Annotated in this window: 13 protein-coding genes; 6 read left to right on the top strand and 7 right to left on the bottom strand. The window is 61.5% G+C overall.

Features of this window, described 5'->3' with window-relative positions:
* Window positions 1–5: 5 nt before the first annotated feature.
* The 4 genes from KUA11_RS04975 to KUA11_RS04960 all read right to left on the bottom strand — a co-directional run bounded on the left by KUA11_RS04975 (window position 6) and on the right by KUA11_RS04960 (window position 5,032).
* Entirely contained in the window at window positions 6–686 is a 681-nt protein-coding gene (locus KUA11_RS04975; RefSeq protein ID WP_217409275.1) for a winged helix-turn-helix domain-containing protein, read from the bottom strand.
* A gap of 66 nt (window positions 687–752) precedes the next feature.
* Complete coding sequence (locus KUA11_RS04970) at window positions 753–1,490, bottom strand: arginyltransferase (RefSeq protein WP_217409274.1); 738 nt, start codon at window positions 1,488–1,490, stop codon at window positions 753–755.
* Between the two features lie 110 nt (window positions 1,491–1,600).
* Complete coding sequence (gene hemB, locus KUA11_RS04965) at window positions 1,601–2,596, bottom strand: porphobilinogen synthase (protein WP_217409273.1); 996 nt, start codon at window positions 2,594–2,596, stop codon at window positions 1,601–1,603.
* A gap of 243 nt (window positions 2,597–2,839) precedes the next feature.
* On the bottom strand, window positions 2,840–5,032 hold the full coding sequence (locus tag KUA11_RS04960; protein WP_254454690.1) for a hypothetical protein: 2,193 nt from the start codon (window positions 5,030–5,032) through the stop codon (window positions 2,840–2,842).
* 241 nt (window positions 5,033–5,273) lie between these two features.
* Here KUA11_RS04960 and pheS point away from each other — a divergent pair, with 241 nt between their 5' ends.
* From pheS to KUA11_RS04930, 6 genes are all read left to right on the top strand, one after another.
* A complete protein-coding gene (gene pheS, locus KUA11_RS04955) occupies window positions 5,274–6,341 on the top strand; it encodes a phenylalanine--tRNA ligase subunit alpha (RefSeq protein ID WP_217409272.1) in 1,068 nt (355 codons plus the stop codon).
* Window positions 6,342–6,344: 3 nt separating this feature from the next.
* The gene (gene pheT / locus KUA11_RS04950) at window positions 6,345–8,807 is read left to right on the top strand and encodes a phenylalanine--tRNA ligase subunit beta (RefSeq protein WP_217409271.1); all 2,463 of its coding nucleotides are present in this window, start codon (window positions 6,345–6,347) and stop codon (window positions 8,805–8,807) included.
* Window positions 8,808–8,856: 49 nt separating this feature from the next.
* Complete coding sequence (locus tag KUA11_RS04945) at window positions 8,857–10,011, top strand: ATP phosphoribosyltransferase regulatory subunit (protein WP_217409270.1); 1,155 nt, start codon at window positions 8,857–8,859, stop codon at window positions 10,009–10,011.
* 52 nt (window positions 10,012–10,063) lie between these two features.
* Window positions 10,064–11,353, top strand: a complete 1,290-nt coding sequence (locus tag KUA11_RS04940) for an adenylosuccinate synthase (protein ID WP_217409269.1) — start codon at window positions 10,064–10,066, stop codon at window positions 11,351–11,353.
* An 84-nt stretch (window positions 11,354–11,437) separates the two neighbouring features.
* Complete coding sequence (locus KUA11_RS04935; protein WP_217409268.1) at window positions 11,438–13,417, top strand: serine/threonine-protein kinase; 1,980 nt, start codon at window positions 11,438–11,440, stop codon at window positions 13,415–13,417.
* Entirely contained in the window at window positions 13,414–13,908 is a 495-nt protein-coding gene (locus KUA11_RS04930) for a hypothetical protein (RefSeq protein WP_217409267.1), read from the top strand. Before KUA11_RS04935 ends, KUA11_RS04930 begins: the two co-directional genes overlap by 4 nt.
* Before the next feature lie 4 nt (window positions 13,909–13,912).
* Here the strand turns inward: KUA11_RS04930 and KUA11_RS04925 are convergent, their stop codons facing one another.
* From KUA11_RS04925 to KUA11_RS04915, 3 genes are all read right to left on the bottom strand, one after another.
* A complete protein-coding gene (locus KUA11_RS04925; protein ID WP_217409266.1) occupies window positions 13,913–14,827 on the bottom strand; it encodes a Tim44 domain-containing protein in 915 nt (304 codons plus the stop codon).
* A gap of 84 nt (window positions 14,828–14,911) precedes the next feature.
* Window positions 14,912–16,255 carry a TldD/PmbA family protein gene (locus tag KUA11_RS04920; RefSeq protein ID WP_217409265.1) on the bottom strand — a complete coding sequence of 448 codons (1,344 nt, stop codon included), beginning with the start codon at window positions 16,253–16,255 and terminating at the stop codon, window positions 14,912–14,914.
* Complete coding sequence (locus KUA11_RS04915; RefSeq protein WP_217409264.1) at window positions 16,252–17,517, bottom strand: M16 family metallopeptidase; 1,266 nt, start codon at window positions 17,515–17,517, stop codon at window positions 16,252–16,254. The genes KUA11_RS04920 and KUA11_RS04915 overlap by 4 nt, the downstream gene beginning before the upstream one ends.
* Between the last annotated feature and the right edge of the window lie 30 nt (window positions 17,518–17,547).

Raw genomic sequence — 17,547 nt, 5'->3', positions numbered from 1 at the left:
GCCGGTCAGTCGGCGCTCAGCATGTAACCGGCGTTGCGGACCGTGTGGATCATGGGCTTTTCGAACGGCTTGTCCACTTTCTGGCGCAGGCGCGAGACATGAACATCGATGACGTTAGTCTGCGGATCGAAATGGTAGTCCCACACGCCTTCGAGCAGCATTGTGCGCGTCACCACCTGTCCGGCGTGACGCATCAGGAACTCCAGCAGGCGAAACTCGCGCGGCTGGAGATCGATTTTTTGTCCCTCCCGCTTCACGGCGCGTGAGAGCAGGTCCATTTCCAGCCCACCCACTTCGAGCCGTGTCTGTGGCACCGTTTCATTGCGGCTGCGACGTCCGAGCGCTTCCACGCGGGCCAGCAGTTCGGAGAAGGCAAAGGGTTTGGTCAGATAATCATCACTGCCGGCTTTCAGTCCTGCCACGCGATCGTCCACGTCACCCAGCGCGGAAAGAACGAGCACGGGGGTGGCGTTTTGCTGGGCGCGAAGGGTTTCGAGAATACGCAGTCCGTCAATGCCGCCGGGCAACATCCGGTCAAGGATGATGACGTCGAACTTTTCGCTCACGGCAAGGAAGAGACCGTCCTTGCCGTTGTCGGCCTGTTCCACGAGATGGCCTGTCTCCGTGAGACCCTTGGCGACGAAGCTGCGAACGGTCGGGTCGTCCTCAACGAGAAGTATGCGCATGGTCGTGCCTCCGGGGCCGTAGGTTCACGGGCAGTGGTGTCATTCTAGGAGCGCGAACAGATCCTGTCACGCAGGAGGCAGATCGCGTGCGTCGAGATCGCGCCACACCCCACCGGCGAGGATTTCGGCGGGGCGGAAGCCGGATTTGTAGGCCATCTTGGGGCTGCGCGCTATCCAGTAGCCCAGATAGACATAGGGCAGGCCAAGCGTGCGCGCATGTTCAACGAGCCACATGATAGAGAAACTGCCCAGCGAGCGGTTCGGCAGGTCGGGTTCGTAGAAACTGTAGACGGCGGAAAGGCCGTCACCCACCCGATCCACCAGCGAGGTGATGAGCAGTTCTCCGTGCGGATTGCGGAACTCGACCATACAGGTGTCGATAGGGGTGTCCTCCACCATCGAGCGGTAATCGGCAAAGGTCATGCTGGCCATGTCGCCTTCCGCGTGGCGCGTGGCCTGATAGCGCTGGAAGAGATCGAACTGTTCGGGCGTGGCGCGGGGAGGCACCTCGAAGCCTTCGAGATCCACGTTTGTGTTCCATGTGCGCCGCTGGGTGCGGGTGCGCTGGAAGCGCTCCACGGGCAGGCGAATGGGCACGCAGGCATTGCACCCGTTGCATACGGGGGCATAGGCGATCATGTGGCTGCGCCGGAAGCCGGCACGCGAGAGCCGGTCGTGCAGGGCTTCCGCGTTCGGGCCGGTGAGATCGGTGACGACCTTCCGCTCCACTCTGTCCGGCAGATAGGGGCAGGGCAGAGGGGCCGTGGTGTAGAAAAACTGGGGGTGGCGGGATGAAAACGTCATCGTCTCGTAGCGCCTCCCTTCCTGCGGTTGGATGAGCGAGCCGACCGGGAAGAAAGATGATGCCGAAGAGGAAACGCCTCCGTCAACGAAGACGTTTCCTGTAGGGCGTGTCAGCCTTTTTTGAGGCGCTCGGCGGCTTCCACGGCGAAGTAGGTCAGGATGCCGTTTGCCCCCGCGCGCTTGAAGGCGAGCAGGCTTTCCATGACTGCGCGTTCATGGTCCAGCCAGCCATTGCGGATGGCGGCCATCAGCATCGCGTATTCGCCCGACACCTGATAGGCGAAGGTCGGAACGGCAAATGTTTCACGCACGCGCCAGATGATGTCGAGATAAGGCATTCCCGGCTTGACCATGACCATATCCGCGCCTTCGAGCAGGTCGCTCTCGACTTCGCGCAGAGCCTCGTCCGAATTGGCGGGGTCCATCTGGTAGGTCTTCTTGTCGCCCTTGAGCAGACCGCCTGAGCCGAGCGCGTCACGGAAGGGGCCGTAGAATGCGCTGGCGTATTTGACGGCATAGGACATGATGCGGGTGTTGACGAGGCCGTTTTCATCCAGATCGCGCCGCATGGCCTCAATGCGTCCGTCCATCATGTCGGAGGGCGCGATGATATCGATGCCGGCGGCCGCCTGATTGGTGGCCTGCCGGGTGAGGATCGCCACGGACTCGTCATTCACCACGTAACCGTCACGAATAATCCCGTCATGGCCGTGGCTTGTGTAGGGATCGAGCGCCACATCTCCAATGAGTCCCATATCGGGGAACTCTTTCTTGAGCACGCGGGCGGCGCGGCACATCAGATTGTCGGGGTTGAGAGCCTCGGTGCCTTTTTCGTCACGCACCTCGGACGGGGTGACGGGAAAAATAGCCAGCGCCGGAATGTCGAGCTTTGCAGCGGGTTCGACGTGAGCGGCGAGGCGATCGAGCGTGACGCGTTTCACGCCGGGCATCGACTCCACTTCGGTCACGTTGTTGGTGCCCTCCATGACGAAGATCGGCCAGATCAGGTCATCAGTGGTGAGCACATTCTCGCCCACCAACCTGCGCGTTGAGCGATCGAAGCGATTGCGACGCAGGCGGGTCAGCGGAAAACGACCGACGGTCATGAAGGCGGCTCCTGTAGCGCCGGGGTCTTGGCGGAGCGCCAGCGGGCCGCGGCATGGTTCGGGCTTCACCGTTTCCGGGAGCCATGCCGGGCGGGCATATGGCTTCGCGGAACGGCGGGCAGGCCATCTGTCCAAATGGGCAGGGTGCCTGCGGGCGGAGTTTCCGCCCGCAGGTCGGCACTATGCGCCTTGTTGAAGTCTCTGCCAAATGAAGCGTCGTATCCCGCAGACAAACGACTCCTGTCAGTGCAGAGCCGTTATTCCGAGCGCGTCGGTCCACGCCGTGCCGTTCCACCACACGGGAATGCCTTTGTGGGCAGAGGAGCCAGCGGAGGCATAACAGTCGGTGCAGTAAATCTGGGCGCCTGTGGCGCTCCCGGAAGTGGGCAGGGAGGCGTAGCTAGAGTTGAGATTGGTGATCGTGCCATTCATTTTGAGACCACCGTCAACGGTAAGAGCGTCCTCGGTCAGGCCCGCCGCACCGAGAACGTGAGTGGTTCCGTCTGTGTTTCCGTAGATATAGACGCGAAGTGTGTCGTTGGGGTCTTCAAGCATAAGAGACTTGCCCGCGTGCATCACGGCATTATCGGTGAACTCTGGCGTTCCATAGATGTCCACGGCAAATCCGCAGCCGTAATAACCGCACAGGGCGATCCCGTTGGGGAAACTGGCAGGATTGAACTCCATGTGTTCCTGCACTGTGCCATCCATGCTGAGTTGGTGGACATCGCCGTGACCATCCACCTGCACGCCAATGCTTGTGGTTATGTCATTGTAATCGTTCTGATTGCTGGTGTCGTCCTGATTGCGCGTGTTCCAGATCGTCATGCGCATGTTGTGGGAATAGGCAGGAGATGCTGCATCGGCATCCCAGCCGGGACGATTGGACTGTCCGAAGTCGGCCACGACTTTCTTCGAGCCAGCGGCATAGTCAGGGCCACCATATCCCGCTGAGGAAAAGGAGCGGGAGCCTATATTCATCGAATACCATTCACCCTCAAGCAGGATCATGTTGGCATTCCCGCCGGCAAGAGCCATGTCGAAGCTGTCTGCGGCAGGAGAGGTAGTGCCGCTATAGGACACGGTTATGCCGTGCATGACGCCCGCTTCACCTGTGGTGTCATCGTCCCATAGGTCGTATTCGATCCCTTCACAGGCGCGGAGTTGGTTGTTTATCTTGCCGGTCGGATCGTTGATGTCGCCAGGTGTGGCATGTGGTGTAGGGCCGGGCATGTAGCAAACGGCATTGGCATCAAAGGCTTTGGTGTAAGCGCCGAACATGATGGCGGGGTCGCCGAAGTCGGACCACACGGTGTCGACGGCCGGTGTCGTCCCGTCCATGGAAGACGTGCCGGGCGTTTCATTGGTTGTAGAAGCACCGCTGATGCTGGCCTGTCCGAAAATACGCCATCCATCGGTCGTTACGGTCTTTACGAGACCGTTGTCGTCCATTGCGTAGCCTGTCAGCATGCCGACATAGGTGGCGTTCTTATGAGACGATGGGTCCACGCCAATCTCGTTGGTAATCATGCGGGTGTGGGGATGACTCTTGATCCAGTCCGACCATGCCTGTGGTAACGGATTGGCAAAAGTGGCTCCCCAACTGTAAAATACCGGAATATGCGTCTGGCCATCAGGCGCTGTGACAGCGCTGCCGGTGGCGGTGAAAATGGGCGAACTGGGACCTGCGAAGGTATAACGGGCAACGACATCGTAGTTGTCGTAGGTCGTTACGGCATCTGCGCCTCCCGGGCCGACACCCGCGATGGAGCCGCGCATATTCTCGGACTGCAGAAAGACGCCTTCGACGATGCCCATATTGCCTTCGCTGTAAGGCACGTTGTGGACAAAGAGCGGTACACCGTCGAATTCCTGCGAGCCGCCGAGCCGTAGATGAGTGGGCGGCATGTAGTCATCGGTCTGGGCATTGTCCGATGAGTCGTATCCCATGGTCCACGGGTGATTAAAGGCGATTTTTGGATTGGCGTACTGCGTGCCGGTTCCGGAATTGACGGTCCATGTTTGATCGGCGTTCCATCCGATTGTGGCATTGTCGCTTGCGGTAGCTATCGTCGTGGAAAGGGGCGAGGTCATGGCGCCGGTGGAATCCAGCACCGCCACGCCGCCTGACGTGCCGAGCAGCGAGGACTGGATGGCGCCGACGGCAAGCAGATAGGCGTTGTTGACCGAGGACGTGACCGAATTGATGGAGGTCGTGTTCGACTGGATTGCGCTCACCAACTGGGCGAGGGTTTCGCCCGTGCCGGAAACCGTGGTGCTTCCGTCGATCTGGTTGGTCTGGAACGAACTGCCAGCCTGAGCGGGCGCCGAGGTAAGAAGCAGGACCGAAGTCAGCCCCGTGGCGAGGAGACATCGGGTGGAAAAGCCACCCGTCACGCCGGTTCGGCCGGACATGCGTGAAAGAAAAAGGATCATTTCATCTCGTGCTGAAAAGGAATTGAAGGCAGGAATGAGAGTCGTGCGATCCGGTCCCGGGTGGGCCGGAATGGGGCGAAGAATACCTTGTCTCCACGCGGTCGATGGTGGCTGTGTCCGCATCAGGTGCGCGCCGGGATTTGGGTGTGGGGGTTTTCTCGCGCCCGTGAAGCGGCTATCCGCCCTTGGCAGACGGCCCCGCCTCCCGCACCCCGGAGGCATCAGACGTGGATGAGGTCACATGAGCGACGATGTCGATACGCTCCGTACGGAGTGCCTGGCGGCTCTTGCCGAGGCGCAGGACCAGCGTGGCTGGGACGCGATCCGGGTGGCCTTTCTCGGCAAATCGGGGCGGCTGACGGGACTGCTCAAACAGCTTGGGCGCATGGATGCCGAAGAGCGTAAGACCCGTGGCGCGCAGCTCAACCGCCTGCGGGATGAGTTGACCCGCGCTATTGAAGAGCGTGGACGTGAGATCGAAGCCGCAGCGCTTGACGCGCGGCTGATCGCTGAGCGCGTGGATGTGACTCTGCCTGTTGTCGAAACACCGCGCGGTGGCATCCATCCCGTCAGTCAGGCGGTGGAAGAAATCACGGCCATCTTCGGCGCGATGGGTTTTGCCGTGGCCGAAGGGCCCGACATTGAAACGGACTGGCACAACTTTTCCGCGCTCAATACGCCCGAACACCATTCCGCCCGCACCGACCACGACACGTTCTATCTTCCGTCCAAAGAAGGCGAGGGGGCGCGTGTGCTGCGCACCCAGACCTCGGGCGTGCAGATACGCACGATGCTGGGGCAGGAACCGCCGATCCGCATCATCGCTCCGGGCCGGACCTACCGCGCTGATCACGATGCGACCCATTCGCCCATGTTTCATCAATGCGAGGGGCTTGTGGTCGATCGTGGCATCACGCTCGGTCACCTCAAGGGCACATTGATCGAGTTCCTGCGGGTCTTCTTCGGCAAGCCGGAACTGCCGGTGCGCTTTCGCGCGTCCTACTTTCCGTTCACCGAGCCTTCGATGGAGGTCGATATCGGCTGGTCGCGCAAGACCGGCGAGATCGGTGGGGGTGGTGACTGGCTGGAAGTGCTTGGCTCGGGCATGGTGCATCCGCGCGTATTGGCCAATTGTGGGCTGGACCCGAAAGAGTGGCAGGGCTTTGCTTTCGGTATGGGGATCGAGCGCCTGTCGATGCTCAAAAACGGCATCCCCGACCTACGTTCCTTCTATGAAAGCGATGTTCGCTGGTTGCGTCACTACGGGACCGATCCGCTCGCGCCCGCCCTGCTGCACGAGGGAGTCTGATCCATGAAGTTCACGCTATCCTGGCTGCATGAGCATCTCGACACCACCGCCACGGTGGAGGACATCTGCGCTACGCTGAACCGCATCGGCCTTGAGGTTGAGAGCGTGGAGCAGCGTGGCAAGGCGCTGGAGCCGTTCCTGACCGCTCGCATCGTGGAAGCCGTGCAACATCCCAATGCGGATCGTCTGCGTGTGTGCAAAGTCGATGCCGGTCCGGGGTTTCAGGACGTGCAGGTCGTCTGTGGGGCGCCCAACGCCCGGACGGGGCTGGCTGTCATTTTCGCACCGCCGGGGACATATGTTCCGGGGCTCGACATCACCATCAAGGCGGGCAAGATCCGTGGTGAAGCCAGTGGTGGAATGCTGTGCTCGCTGCGTGAACTGGGACTTGGCGAGGAATCGAACGGCATTGCCGAACTGCCGGAGGACACCTTCCCCGGTCAGTCATATGCCGATTTCGCGGGACTGGACGATACGGTCATCGATATCGCCATAACTCCCAACCGGGGCGATGCGCTGGCCGTGCGCGGCATTGCGCGCGATCTGGCAGCAGCCGGTCTGGGCAAGCTCAAGCCGTTTCTGGCCGAGACGGTGGAGGGCACGTTTCCCTCGCCTGTGTCGTGGAAGCTGGAATGGCCAGAGTCCTGTCCGTGGGTGCTGGGACGCACCATTCGCGGTGTGAAGAACGGACCCAGTCCGCAATGGCTGCGCGACAGGCTCGAATCCGTGGGGCTGCGCTCCATTTCCACACTGGTGGACATCACCAATCTGTTCTGTCTCGATCTTGGACGTCCGCTGCACGTCTTCGATGTGGCGCGGATCAAGGGCGACACGCTCACGGTCTGTCGTGGCGGGGGAGAGAGCGTCCGCACGCTTGATGGCAAGGACCATATCGTCACGGCCGAAGATTGCGTGATTGCGGATGGTGCTGGAGTGCAGTCCATTGCAGGCATCATGGGCGGGGCGGAGACCGAGGTTTCCGACGGCACGACGGACGTGTTCGTGGAATGCGCGCTGTTCGATCCCATCCGTATCGCCCTGACCGGCCGTCGTCTGGGCATCAACTCCGATGCCCGTTATCGCTTCGAACGTGGGGTGGATCAGGCGCTGCCGGTGGCGGCGCTGGAAGCTGCCACACGCATGATGATCGATCTGTGTGGAGGAGAGGCCAGCGACGTCGTGTCCGCAGGCGCGGAACCGCACTGGCAGCGTTCGGCGCGGCTGCGTTTCGCACGTGTGGCAAGTCTTGGCGGGCTGAATGTGCTCTCCAAGGAGAGCATCGACATTCTGGGGCATCTCGGCTTCGAGGTAGAGCAACAGGATGCGGAGTCTGTCACTGTCAGCGTGCCGTCATGGCGCAATGACATCGCCCAGTCGGTCGTCCTCGATCCGTCGCCCACCATTGCTGCGGATCGTTGCATGCTGCTGGAAGATTCAGTGCGTGAGATCGAACCCGAATGCGATCTGATCGAGGAAATCCTGCGGATCAAGGGGCTGGATCAGGTGCCGCCCGTCGCCTTGCCGTTGCGTTCCGCCGTGCCGGGAATCGCTCTTACGCCGGGGCGCGTACGTCTGGCGAAGGCCCGCCGTGTGCTCGCAGCACGCGGTCTGATGGAAACCATCGGCTTCTCCTTCATCGCGCACGAGGACGCCGCCCGCTACGGGGAGGCACCGGAATCGCTGCGACTGCTCAATCCCATCGCGGCCGATCTGGACCAGATGCGTCCCACGCCTCTGCCGAGTCTTGTGGCGGCAGCCCAGCGTAACGCGGCGCGGGGGTGGGCGGATGTTGCCCTCTTCGAGATCGGAGCGGCTTTCGGGGATGAGAGCCAGACCACTCTTGCCGCAGGTGCGCGCAGTGGCCACACGCCGCGTCAGCCCGGTGGGGGTGGACAGCCCATGACCTTCATGGCCGCGAAGGCCGATGCGCTGGATGTGCTGCTTTCTCTGGGGGTGTCGCCGGAGGCTCTCAGCGTGACCACCGATGCGCCGGGCTATTATCATCCGGGCCGCTCGGGCGTTTTGCGTCAGGGACCGAAGATGGTGCTGGCCAATTTCGGGGAACTGCATCCTTCCTTGCTGAAAGAGGCCGGATTTGATGCGCCCGTCGTGGCGTTCGAGGTGTTCCTTGATCGTATTCCCGAGCCGAAGCGCCGCAAGAAGACCGCCCCGGAACTTTCGCCTTTACAGCCGGTGCGCCGCGATTTCGCTTTCGTTGTCGCAAAAGATACGCCTGTGGGCGATGTCCTCCGTGCGGCCCGGGGCGCGGAACGCAACCTGATCGCGAATGTGTTGTTGTTCGATGTTTATGAAGGCGACAAGCTGCCGGAAGGGCAGAAGTCGGTCGCGGTCGAAGTGGTGCTCCAACCGAAAGGCGCCAGCCTGACGGATGGAGAGATTGAAGCCGCTTGTAACAAGGTCGTGGCCGCCGTTGCCAAGGCGACTAACGCGACATTGCGGTCGTGAGGACATCTCGGCACATGACCCGCACTCCAGCCAATGGTATGAGCGCAGCATGACGTGCGATCAGCTTCCTTCTCCGGCGCTTCTGCCGCCCGGCTTTGCCGACCGTCTCCCGCTTGACGCTCAGACGGAGGCCAATGGCACACAGGCGCTCCTGTCCGTGTTCGCAAGCCACGGTTACGAGCGTGTGGAGCCACCGCTTCTGGAGTTCGAGGATACGCTACTGGGTGGAGCGGGAGCCGCTCTGGCCGAGCAGGCGTTTCGGATGATGGACCCGGACACACGCCGTATGATGGCGCTGAGGCCCGATATCACGCCGCAGGTGGCACGTATTGCGGCGACACGTCTGCGTGATGCGCCTCGTCCGTTGCGCCTGTCCTACGCCGGGCAGGTTGTGCTGGTAAGTAACGATATTGCGGGTGAGGACGCGCGCCAGATCGCACAGGCGGGTATCGAGTTGCTGGGCCCCGACAGCGCCGAGGCGGATGCTGAGGTCGTCAGCGTGGTGGCCGAAGCGTTGGGGCGCGTGGGCGTTGCGGATCTGTCCTGCGATCTCACCATGCCGCCGCTTGTGCCATGTCTGATCGAGCAGGCCGGTCTGGCTCCGGCCGCCCGTACGGCGCTCATGCATGCGCTAGACCGTAAGGATGCGGCGGCTGTAGCCGAGCATGGCGGTGCGATCGCTCAGACGCTCATTACATTGCTCAGTGCCGCAGGCGATGCCGAACAGGCGCTGGCAGCGCTCGGGACAGTTCATCTGCCTGAGCAGGCACGGCTGTTCAGTGACCGGCTGACGGCAACGGTGGCGGCCATCCGTGCGCGTCTGCCGGGCATTCAGATTACCGTCGATCCGGTGGAGTTTCGTGGCTGGAAATACCACACAGGCGTGTGCCTGACGGTCTATTCCCTGACTACACAGGAAGAACTCGGGCGTGGCGGTCGGTATCGTAGCAACGATCATGAGCCAGCCTGCGGTCTTACATTGCGGCCGGGAGCCGTGTTTCGTGCCGCTCCACCCGTGTATGTCGCGCCGCGTGTCTACCTGCCGTTCGGGACCGATGCGGCACAGGCGCGCAGGCTGCGCGAAGAGGGCCACATCACGGTTGCTGCGCTTGCCGCCGAGAGCGATGCTGAGCGGGAAGCGCAACGTCTTGGCTGCACTCACATCGCCCGACGCGATACGCTGGTGCCGCTCGTCTCCGCTTGATTCCAACTCCTCCGGCCTCCGGGCCTGAATTTCACCGCAGGGGAAACTGCGCATGTTCAATGTCACCGTAATCGGAACCCAGTGGGGGGACGAGGGTAAAGGCAAGATCGTCGATTGGCTGGCGAGCCGCGCCGATGTCGTGGTCCGTTTTCAGGGTGGCCACAATGCCGGTCACACGCTTGTCGTGGGCGATCAGGTCTATAAGCTTTCGCTGCTGCCTTCCGGGTTGGTGCGGGGCAAGCTTGGCATCATCGGCAATGGCGTGGTGGTGGACCCGCAGGCGCTTCTGGCCGAGATTGGACGTGTGCAGGCACAGGGCCTTCCGGTTTCTCCCGAAACCCTGAAGGTGGCTGAAAACGTGCCTCTGATCCTGCCGCTGCATGGCGCGTTGGACCGCGCGCGCGAAGCTGCGCGCGGTGATCGCAAGATCGGCACCACCGGACGGGGCATCGGTCCGGCCTATGAGGACAAGGTGGCGCGTCGCGCGATCCGTCTGTGCGATCTGGCCGAGCCGGAGACACTGGACTGGAAGGTGGACGAACTGCTGCTGCACCATAACACCTTGCTGGCCGGGCTGGGTGCGGAGCAGTTCACAAAGGAGGAAGTTCTCGCCTTCCTCACCGACATCGCGCCGAAAGTGTTGCCCTATATGGCGCCTGTGGCCGATCTGCTGGAAGCGGAACGCAAGGGCGGCAAGCGCATCCTGTTCGAGGGCGCGCAGGCCGTCATGCTGGATGTCGATCACGGCACCTATCCCTTCGTGACGAGTTCCAACACCGTGGCGTCCAACGCCGGAACCGGTTCGGGCATGGGGCCGAACGCCGCCGGTTTCGTGCTGGGCATCGCCAAGGCTTACACCACCCGGGTGGGTGAGGGGCCGTTCCCCTCCGAACTGTTCGATGAAACGGGACGGACGCTGGGTGAGCGCGGTCATGAGTTTGGCACGGTCACGGGGCGCCCGCGTCGTTGCGGCTGGTTCGATGCTGTGCTGGTCAAGCATGCGGCACAGGTCGGCGGTGTCAACGGACTGGCGCTGACCAAGCTGGATGTTCTTGACGGTCTTGCCGAGATCAAGGTGTGCGTGGGGTATGAACTGGACGGAGAGGTGATCCGTCGCTTCCCTGCAGGTTCGGCAGCGCAGGCACGTGTGAAGCCGGTTTATGAGACGCTGGAAGGCTGGGGCGAATCGACACAAGGCGCTCGCAGTTGGGCGGATCTTCCGGCGCAGGCGGTGAAATATGTACGTCGCATTGAGGAACTGGTGGGAGCGCCGGTGACGCTTCTGTCGACAAGTCCTGAGCGTGACGACACGATTCTGGTGAAAGATCCTTTCGACGCCTGATCTGGCGGCGGATCGCATGATGTAAGCGGTCCGTTAAGCACCGGCTGCTAACTCTTTCTTGTTCACAAACCGGGAAAGAGTTACATGGCGGACGACGAGGACATTGCAGAGGACGACCTGTCTGCAACCGGGACTTCCGGACGTCTCGTTATCGGTGGCCGTTATGTCGTGGAAACGGAGCAGGCCGCTCCCGAACTTGCTCATTGCAAGACGTGCGTCGTTCGCGACCAGGTATCTCATTCAGCAGAACTGGTGGCTCTGGCGCCGGATGCCTTTCATGCGGCTCGGGAAAATGCCGCAGCTTTCGCCCGCGTGCGGGCACCCAATACCCTGACACTTCACGCGGTGGATGACAGTTCCGGTTCGGTCTGGATGGTCTGCGACGCGCCCCCCGGTCCTTCCCTGATGGAAACGGGTGGGTGGACGGAAAAATCCGTTCTTGAGCGCGTGATCGAGCCTGTTGCTGCCGCTTTACATGCTTACAAGGAAGCCGGACTGACACATCGCGCCATTCGGCCCGATAACATGTTCGATCCGGGGGGGCGGTTGCCTGTCCGGCTTGGTCCGGCCGCAGCCGGACCGTCCGCCTTCTGGCAGCCTGATCGTTTCGAACCGTTGTCGTCCGTGCTGTGTTTTCCTGCCGGACGAGGGCGTGGCACGATCGCAGATGATGTGTTTGCTCTGGGGGCCGTCGCCGTATGGCTTCTGAGCGGATGTCCATCCTACGCTGCCGATGTGGCGGGTGCCAATCTGGAGGAGCGCTTCGCAAAGGGAAGTTTTGCAGCACTCGCAGGACACCTTTCCCTTTCGGCCGAAGCGAGGGCAATGCTTGCGGCCATGCTGGCGGATGATCCGGCAGCCCGGCCAGCGCCGCGCGATTTGCTCAACGCCGCGGCACACAAGGGATATGTGGCACGTAAAACTCCTGTTGCGACCATCCCCATTCAGGTCGGCCCGGTGAAGGTGAGGACGACACGAGATCTGGCTTGGCGGGCGACCTTGCATCCCAAGGAGTTTACGGACCTTTTCATGCGCGGAACCGTCGAACGCTGGCTTCTGCATGAAATGGGGATGACGCAGACCGCCGGACGTCTGGCATCGATTGCCAAGGATATTATTCTCGCTGAGGACGGAGTGCTGGGTAACTCCGTTCTCATGGAGATTGTAGCGCTTCTTGAACCTTCATTGCCCATGTTCTGGGGAGGCATGTGGTTCTGGCCGGATGCTCTGGGGCAACTGGTGGTCAGCGCCATGGAAAGTGCCGGGGCTTTTCCCTTCGATGTGCCTACGACGATTGTCACCATTCTGCGCAGCGGAAAGCTGGCACGGTTCGGTCAGATCTCTTCAGTGCCCATTCAGGACACGGCATGTCAGCAGATGCAGGCGGCGGCCCGAAAAGCGCAGGTGGACGATGCGACGTCCGTTGTACGTCTGGCCTATGTCTTCAATCATTTCCAGTCCTGTCTGTCGCCACGATGCATCGAACAGCGTCTTTCCACCGCTGGGGCCCTTCTTCATTGGCTCAACGCCACACGCTCAGCCATTCCCCAAGGCTCCAATGCTTTTCTGGACGCACATATGACGGCTTTTCTGGTGGCGTCTGTTCATCGCAGTGGTGTCATTGAATATTTTGGCGATCTGATGCCTGATCGCTCGTCATGGACCTCAGACCTGCTTTTGCTTGCGCGTCTTCAAAAGCAGTTGACGACGGGACCGTTGCCGGGTGTCGGCCGCCAGCTTCTTCCTCATCTGACCGCAGCCCTGAAACGCTGGCGCAGTCGGAAAACCCGGACGGCGCGGGGGGAAGCGCTCGCGACTGCAGCGAGTGAGGGAGACCTTCAGAAAATGAACGAGCTGCTGTCCGATAAGGCGGCCCTTACCCGGGATCAGCAGGAATGGACGGCGGCGCAACGTGAAGCGGCAAGCATTGAAGCCTCACTTGCACAGACGCGCACTTGGAAGCCTGAGATAACACCTCGTGCCCGTCTTGAGATTGTACGTATAGCTACATCGGTGGGCATGATGGCGATGGTTGGCGCATTGTGTGTGGAGCTGATTCTGTGAGTGCGTCTTCAGCGGGAACGCGCCGGATCGGCGGTATGAAGTGGTGGCATGGGTTGGTCTGCGGTGCGGCACTGGCGTGGATGCCCGGCTATGCCCTGCTGATCGGAGTCCTGCTCGCGCCTGTGCTGATACTTCATATTCTTGATTTTCGGCGCAGCGAAGAAATGGCGCGGATTCTGGCGCCCTATGCCTTTGCCGCGTTGATCCATCCTTTCCATCAGTTGTGGTCCGCTGATGGGACGCTGGATGCGGCTTTTGCCATTCTTTCTGATCCCATGACTTCAATTTTGAGCTGGGGCGCGACCGCTTTGGCATGGCTCATTTTTGAAGGGGGAATGCTCGGTATCCGCCTGTGGCGTCAGTATCAAATGACACGGCAGAAAGCGGAATGGACGGCCCGCCTCAAGGCTGTGCAGGATGAGTGGGGCGATGAAGAGGCATCGCCGCCGTCCTCCGTCGGAGCGGGAGCGACAGCGACGACAACGCCTTGAAAGATTAGCGGGCCTGCTGGATGGCTGAGAGAAGCCATGCTCCGCCCGACGACGGCCGCACGAAGGTCCACAGTTCCGTCACCACAACCGGTTCGGTGGAGCTTCCCGCCACTACACGACCGGTCATGTCCGTGGTCAGGTCGATCAGGCTGTAGCGGATGGCGACCGTGGCGTAATCATAACCATTTTCAGTCCACGCTTCGGCCAGATCGCCTTGCAGGAAACGTACGTCCGAGACGACATTGCGTTCGCCCCGACTGGCAAGAGCGCCAAGCTGCTGGTTGAAATAGCTCACCATCTCTGGTGTCGCCATGCCCTGCAATGCGGGGATGTTCTGCTGGCTCCATGCGGCCTGAATGTTCAGCAGCAGTGTCTGGAAAGCCTGATAGTCCTGCGCTCCGATCTGAAGCGTGGAAGGCGCTGTGCGACCGTTTGAGTTCCCGGCTCCCACAGGAAACGCCCCGGCAGAACCGGTGCCGCCATTACGGTTGCGCGTGAAGAGCGCGAACAGCCAGCGGATCACGATCACGGCCAGAAAAATCTGGAGCAGCAGCCCGACAAACCCGAACAGTCCATGCACGCCACCGAGGAAACCATGCCCGGACAGAAGACCGAACACACCCGCTCCCAGCATGCCGCCCATAAAGCCGGTCAGGAAAGGATGACGCGACTGGCCCATCATCGGCGCGTTGCCATAACGGGGCGCGGACTGGCCCGGCATTCCGTAACGCGGGGCGATGGAGCGTTCCATTGGGGCTGCGCCATAGGGAGATGTGCGCGTGGGAGCAGGGGCCGACCATGTGCGACTTCCCCGGCTGCCCATCGATCCTCCTTCGCCGGGGCGCGCTTGCGCGATACCGGAGAAGAGAGACAGGGCAATGGCCACAGCGGCAAAAGTCGTGGTGGAACGAGACTTCATGGTGGACAGAACGCACCTCCGATTACACAGAAACGGATGATCGAAGATCACCCGGCAACCTATTACTTACGGCTGAGGAAAGATTCAGTTGCCCGCGACACTCATGGCGTCGATGCGAACGGTGGGTGAATCCATTCCGAAGCGGAAGGACAGGTCGTTTGCCACTTGTACTCGCCCGAACATGTCCAGAAGATTGCCGGCAACCGTGAATTCTGCAACCGGATCGGCAAGCTGGCCATTGCGGATCATGAAACCGGAGGCGCCACGGCTGTAATCGCCGGTAATGCCGTTAACGGCGGAACCCATCATTTCGGTAATGTAGATACCTTCCTCGATATCGGACATCAGTTCCTGAGGCGTGGCGGTTCCGGGCGCGAAAAACAGGTTCGATACGCCCGGAGACGGAGGGGAGGACGCGCCACGGACCGCTCGACCATTAGAAAGCAGTTTCAACTGACGCGCGCTGCGGCCATCGAGCAGCCAGTGCTGCAAAACGCCATCCGCCACGAGATCGAGCGTTGCTCCCTGTACACCTTCACCATCGAAAGGACGGGAGCGCAGGCCGCGCTGACGATGCGGATCATCAATCACACGCAGACCTGTCGGAAAAATGCACTTGCCCATATGCGCTTTCAGGAACGATGTGCCCCGGGCAATCGCCACACCGTTGATCGCTCCGGCAAGATGCCCAAGTAGGCTGTTCGCTATGCGCGGCGCAAAGAGTATCGGCAGGACGCCAGTGCGCGGCTGTACCGGATCCAGACGGGCGACAGCCTTGCGCCCTGCGCTGGCACCGATGGTTTCTGGAGCGTCCAGATCCGCCAGGTGAACGGTGCTGTGGTAGTCGTAATCGCGCTGCATGGCGGTACCGTGACCGGCCAGCGCGCTCATGGAAATGGAGTGCCGCGTCCGGCCGTACTGTCCGGCCACGCCACGTGAAGTTGCCAGCGCGACCTGAGTGCGCCCCCATGAAGCGCTGGCTCCGGCTGAGTTGGTCACGCCTTCAATGGCTCGTCCGGCATCTTCCGTGCGGCGGGCGCGATCGAGCAACTGCGTCGCATCTGGCTCCGTCGGGTCCATCAGATCGAGCGTGTTGGTTTCCACCCGCCCGATCAGTTCCACGCCGTCGGGAAAGCCGGCATTGGCATCTTCAGGCAGCACACGGGCCATGGCGAGTGCCTGCTCAATCAGCATATCGAATCCGGCCGGATCCGGTGTGGAGGTCGAGACGATGGCGGAGCGTTTCCCCACGAACACCCGCAGGCCGAGATCGGTGGTCTCGGAGCGTTCGAGTTCTTCCGTGACGCCGTTGCGCACGCTCACGCCCAAGGCTGTGCCACCTGCATAGACAGCATCAGCGGCATCGGCACCGTGTTTCGTGGCGCGTGCGACAATCTCGCAGGCGAGGTCGAGGGGAGAGGTGCTCATGCCGCAAGCTGCTCCTCAAGCGTGCCGAAAGACATCACGCCATCCACCGGGCCGAGGCAGGCGAGTGTGGGCTGCGCGCGGAAGATGCGTCGCGCAACGCGATTGATGTCGTCGGGTGTTACCGCATCAATCTTCGCCACGGTCTCGGAAATCGAGATCAGGCGACCGAAGATCTGAAGCTGTCGAGCGATCTGCTCACACCGGCTGCCCGTGCTTTCCAGTGACATGAGCAGCGAAGACTTAAGCTGGGCGCGGGCGCGGGTCAGTTCCGGTGTGGTGATGGCCTGCTGCACCTTGGCCAGTTCATCCAGCGTCACGGGCAGAAGCTCGCGGGCCTCCTCCTTGCCGGTTCCGGCGTAGATGCCGAACAGACCGCCATCGAGAAAGGGCGTGATGAAGGAATAGACTGAGTAGACCAGTCCGCGTTTTTCACGGATTTCCTGAAACAGCCGCGAGGACATGCCACCGCCCAGAAGAGTGGAGAGCAGCAGGGCCGCATGATAGTCCGCGTCTCCATAGGGCACAGACGGGAAGCCGAGCAGGATATGGGCCTGATCGAGTTCCTTTTCCTTGCGGTATTCGCCGCCGGTGTAATGGCTGGTGACGCGGGGCATTTTCTTGCCGGCGGGCAGATCCGCGAAGTGACGACTTACCCGCTCCACCACATCGTCATGATGGAGGTTGCCGGCGGCTGCGACGATCATGTTGTCCGCAGTGTAGTGAGTGCGCATATAGCCCATCAGGGTGTCGCGGCTCATCTCGCGGATCAGGCTTTCGGTGCCGAGCGTGGGCAGTCCCATCGGTTGGCCGGCAAACGCCGTTTCCTGAAAATGATCGAAGATGATGTCGTCAGGCGTGTCGTTGGCCTGCCCGATTTCCTGAAGAATCACGCCACGTTCGCGTTCCACTTCCTCGGGCAGAAAGGTGGAGTGGGAGAGGATGTCACCGATGATGTCGATGCCCAGCCCCAGATCACCCTTGAGCAGCTTGACGTAATAGGCCGTCTGCTCGCGCGCCGTATAGGCGTTGATGTGTCCACCTACATTCTCGATTTCTTCCGCAATCCGGGCGGCGGAACGCGAGGTCGTGCCCTTGAAGGCCATATGTTCGAGGAAATGGGAAACGCCGTTTTCCTCAGGACGTTCGTCGCGGGTGCCTGTGGCGACATAGGCTCCGAAGGAGACGGTCTCGACGCGCTCCATGCGCTCTGTGACAACGGTCAGGCCGGAAGGCAGGCGGGTCGTCTGGATGGGATCGGTCATGTGTATCCTGAAAGGGGGCGGGAGAGCCTC

This window comes from Acetobacter estunensis (assembly GCF_019083805.1).
Lineage (GTDB): Bacteria > Pseudomonadota > Alphaproteobacteria > Acetobacterales > Acetobacteraceae > Acetobacter > Acetobacter estunensis_A.
This window is presented reverse-complemented; position numbering and strand designations above follow the sequence as displayed.

Bases quoted from the DNA above. Each gene is read 5' to 3' on its own strand.
- KUA11_RS04975 (WP_217409275.1), bottom strand. From the start codon at position 686: ATGCGCATACTTCTCGTTGAGGACGACCCGACCGTTCGCAGCTTCGTC.
- KUA11_RS04970 (WP_217409274.1), bottom strand. From the start codon at position 1,490: ATGACGTTTTCATCCCGCCACCCCCAGTTTTTCTACACCACGGCCCCT.
- hemB (WP_217409273.1), bottom strand. From the start codon at position 2,596: ATGACCGTCGGTCGTTTTCCGCTGACCCGCCTGCGTCGCAATCGCTTC.
- KUA11_RS04960 (WP_254454690.1), bottom strand. From the start codon at position 5,032: ATGATCCTTTTTCTTTCACGCATGTCCGGCCGAACCGGCGTGACGGGT.
- pheS (WP_217409272.1), top strand. From the start codon at position 5,274: ATGAGCGACGATGTCGATACGCTCCGTACGGAGTGCCTGGCGGCTCTT.
- pheT (WP_217409271.1), top strand. From the start codon at position 6,345: ATGAAGTTCACGCTATCCTGGCTGCATGAGCATCTCGACACCACCGCC.
- KUA11_RS04945 (WP_217409270.1), top strand. From the start codon at position 8,857: ATGACGTGCGATCAGCTTCCTTCTCCGGCGCTTCTGCCGCCCGGCTTT.
- KUA11_RS04940 (WP_217409269.1), top strand. From the start codon at position 10,064: ATGTTCAATGTCACCGTAATCGGAACCCAGTGGGGGGACGAGGGTAAA.
- KUA11_RS04935 (WP_217409268.1), top strand. From the start codon at position 11,438: ATGGCGGACGACGAGGACATTGCAGAGGACGACCTGTCTGCAACCGGG.
- KUA11_RS04925 (WP_217409266.1), bottom strand. From the start codon at position 14,827: ATGAAGTCTCGTTCCACCACGACTTTTGCCGCTGTGGCCATTGCCCTG.
- KUA11_RS04920 (WP_217409265.1), bottom strand. From the start codon at position 16,255: ATGAGCACCTCTCCCCTCGACCTCGCCTGCGAGATTGTCGCACGCGCC.
- KUA11_RS04915 (WP_217409264.1), bottom strand. From the start codon at position 17,517: ATGACCGATCCCATCCAGACGACCCGCCTGCCTTCCGGCCTGACCGTT.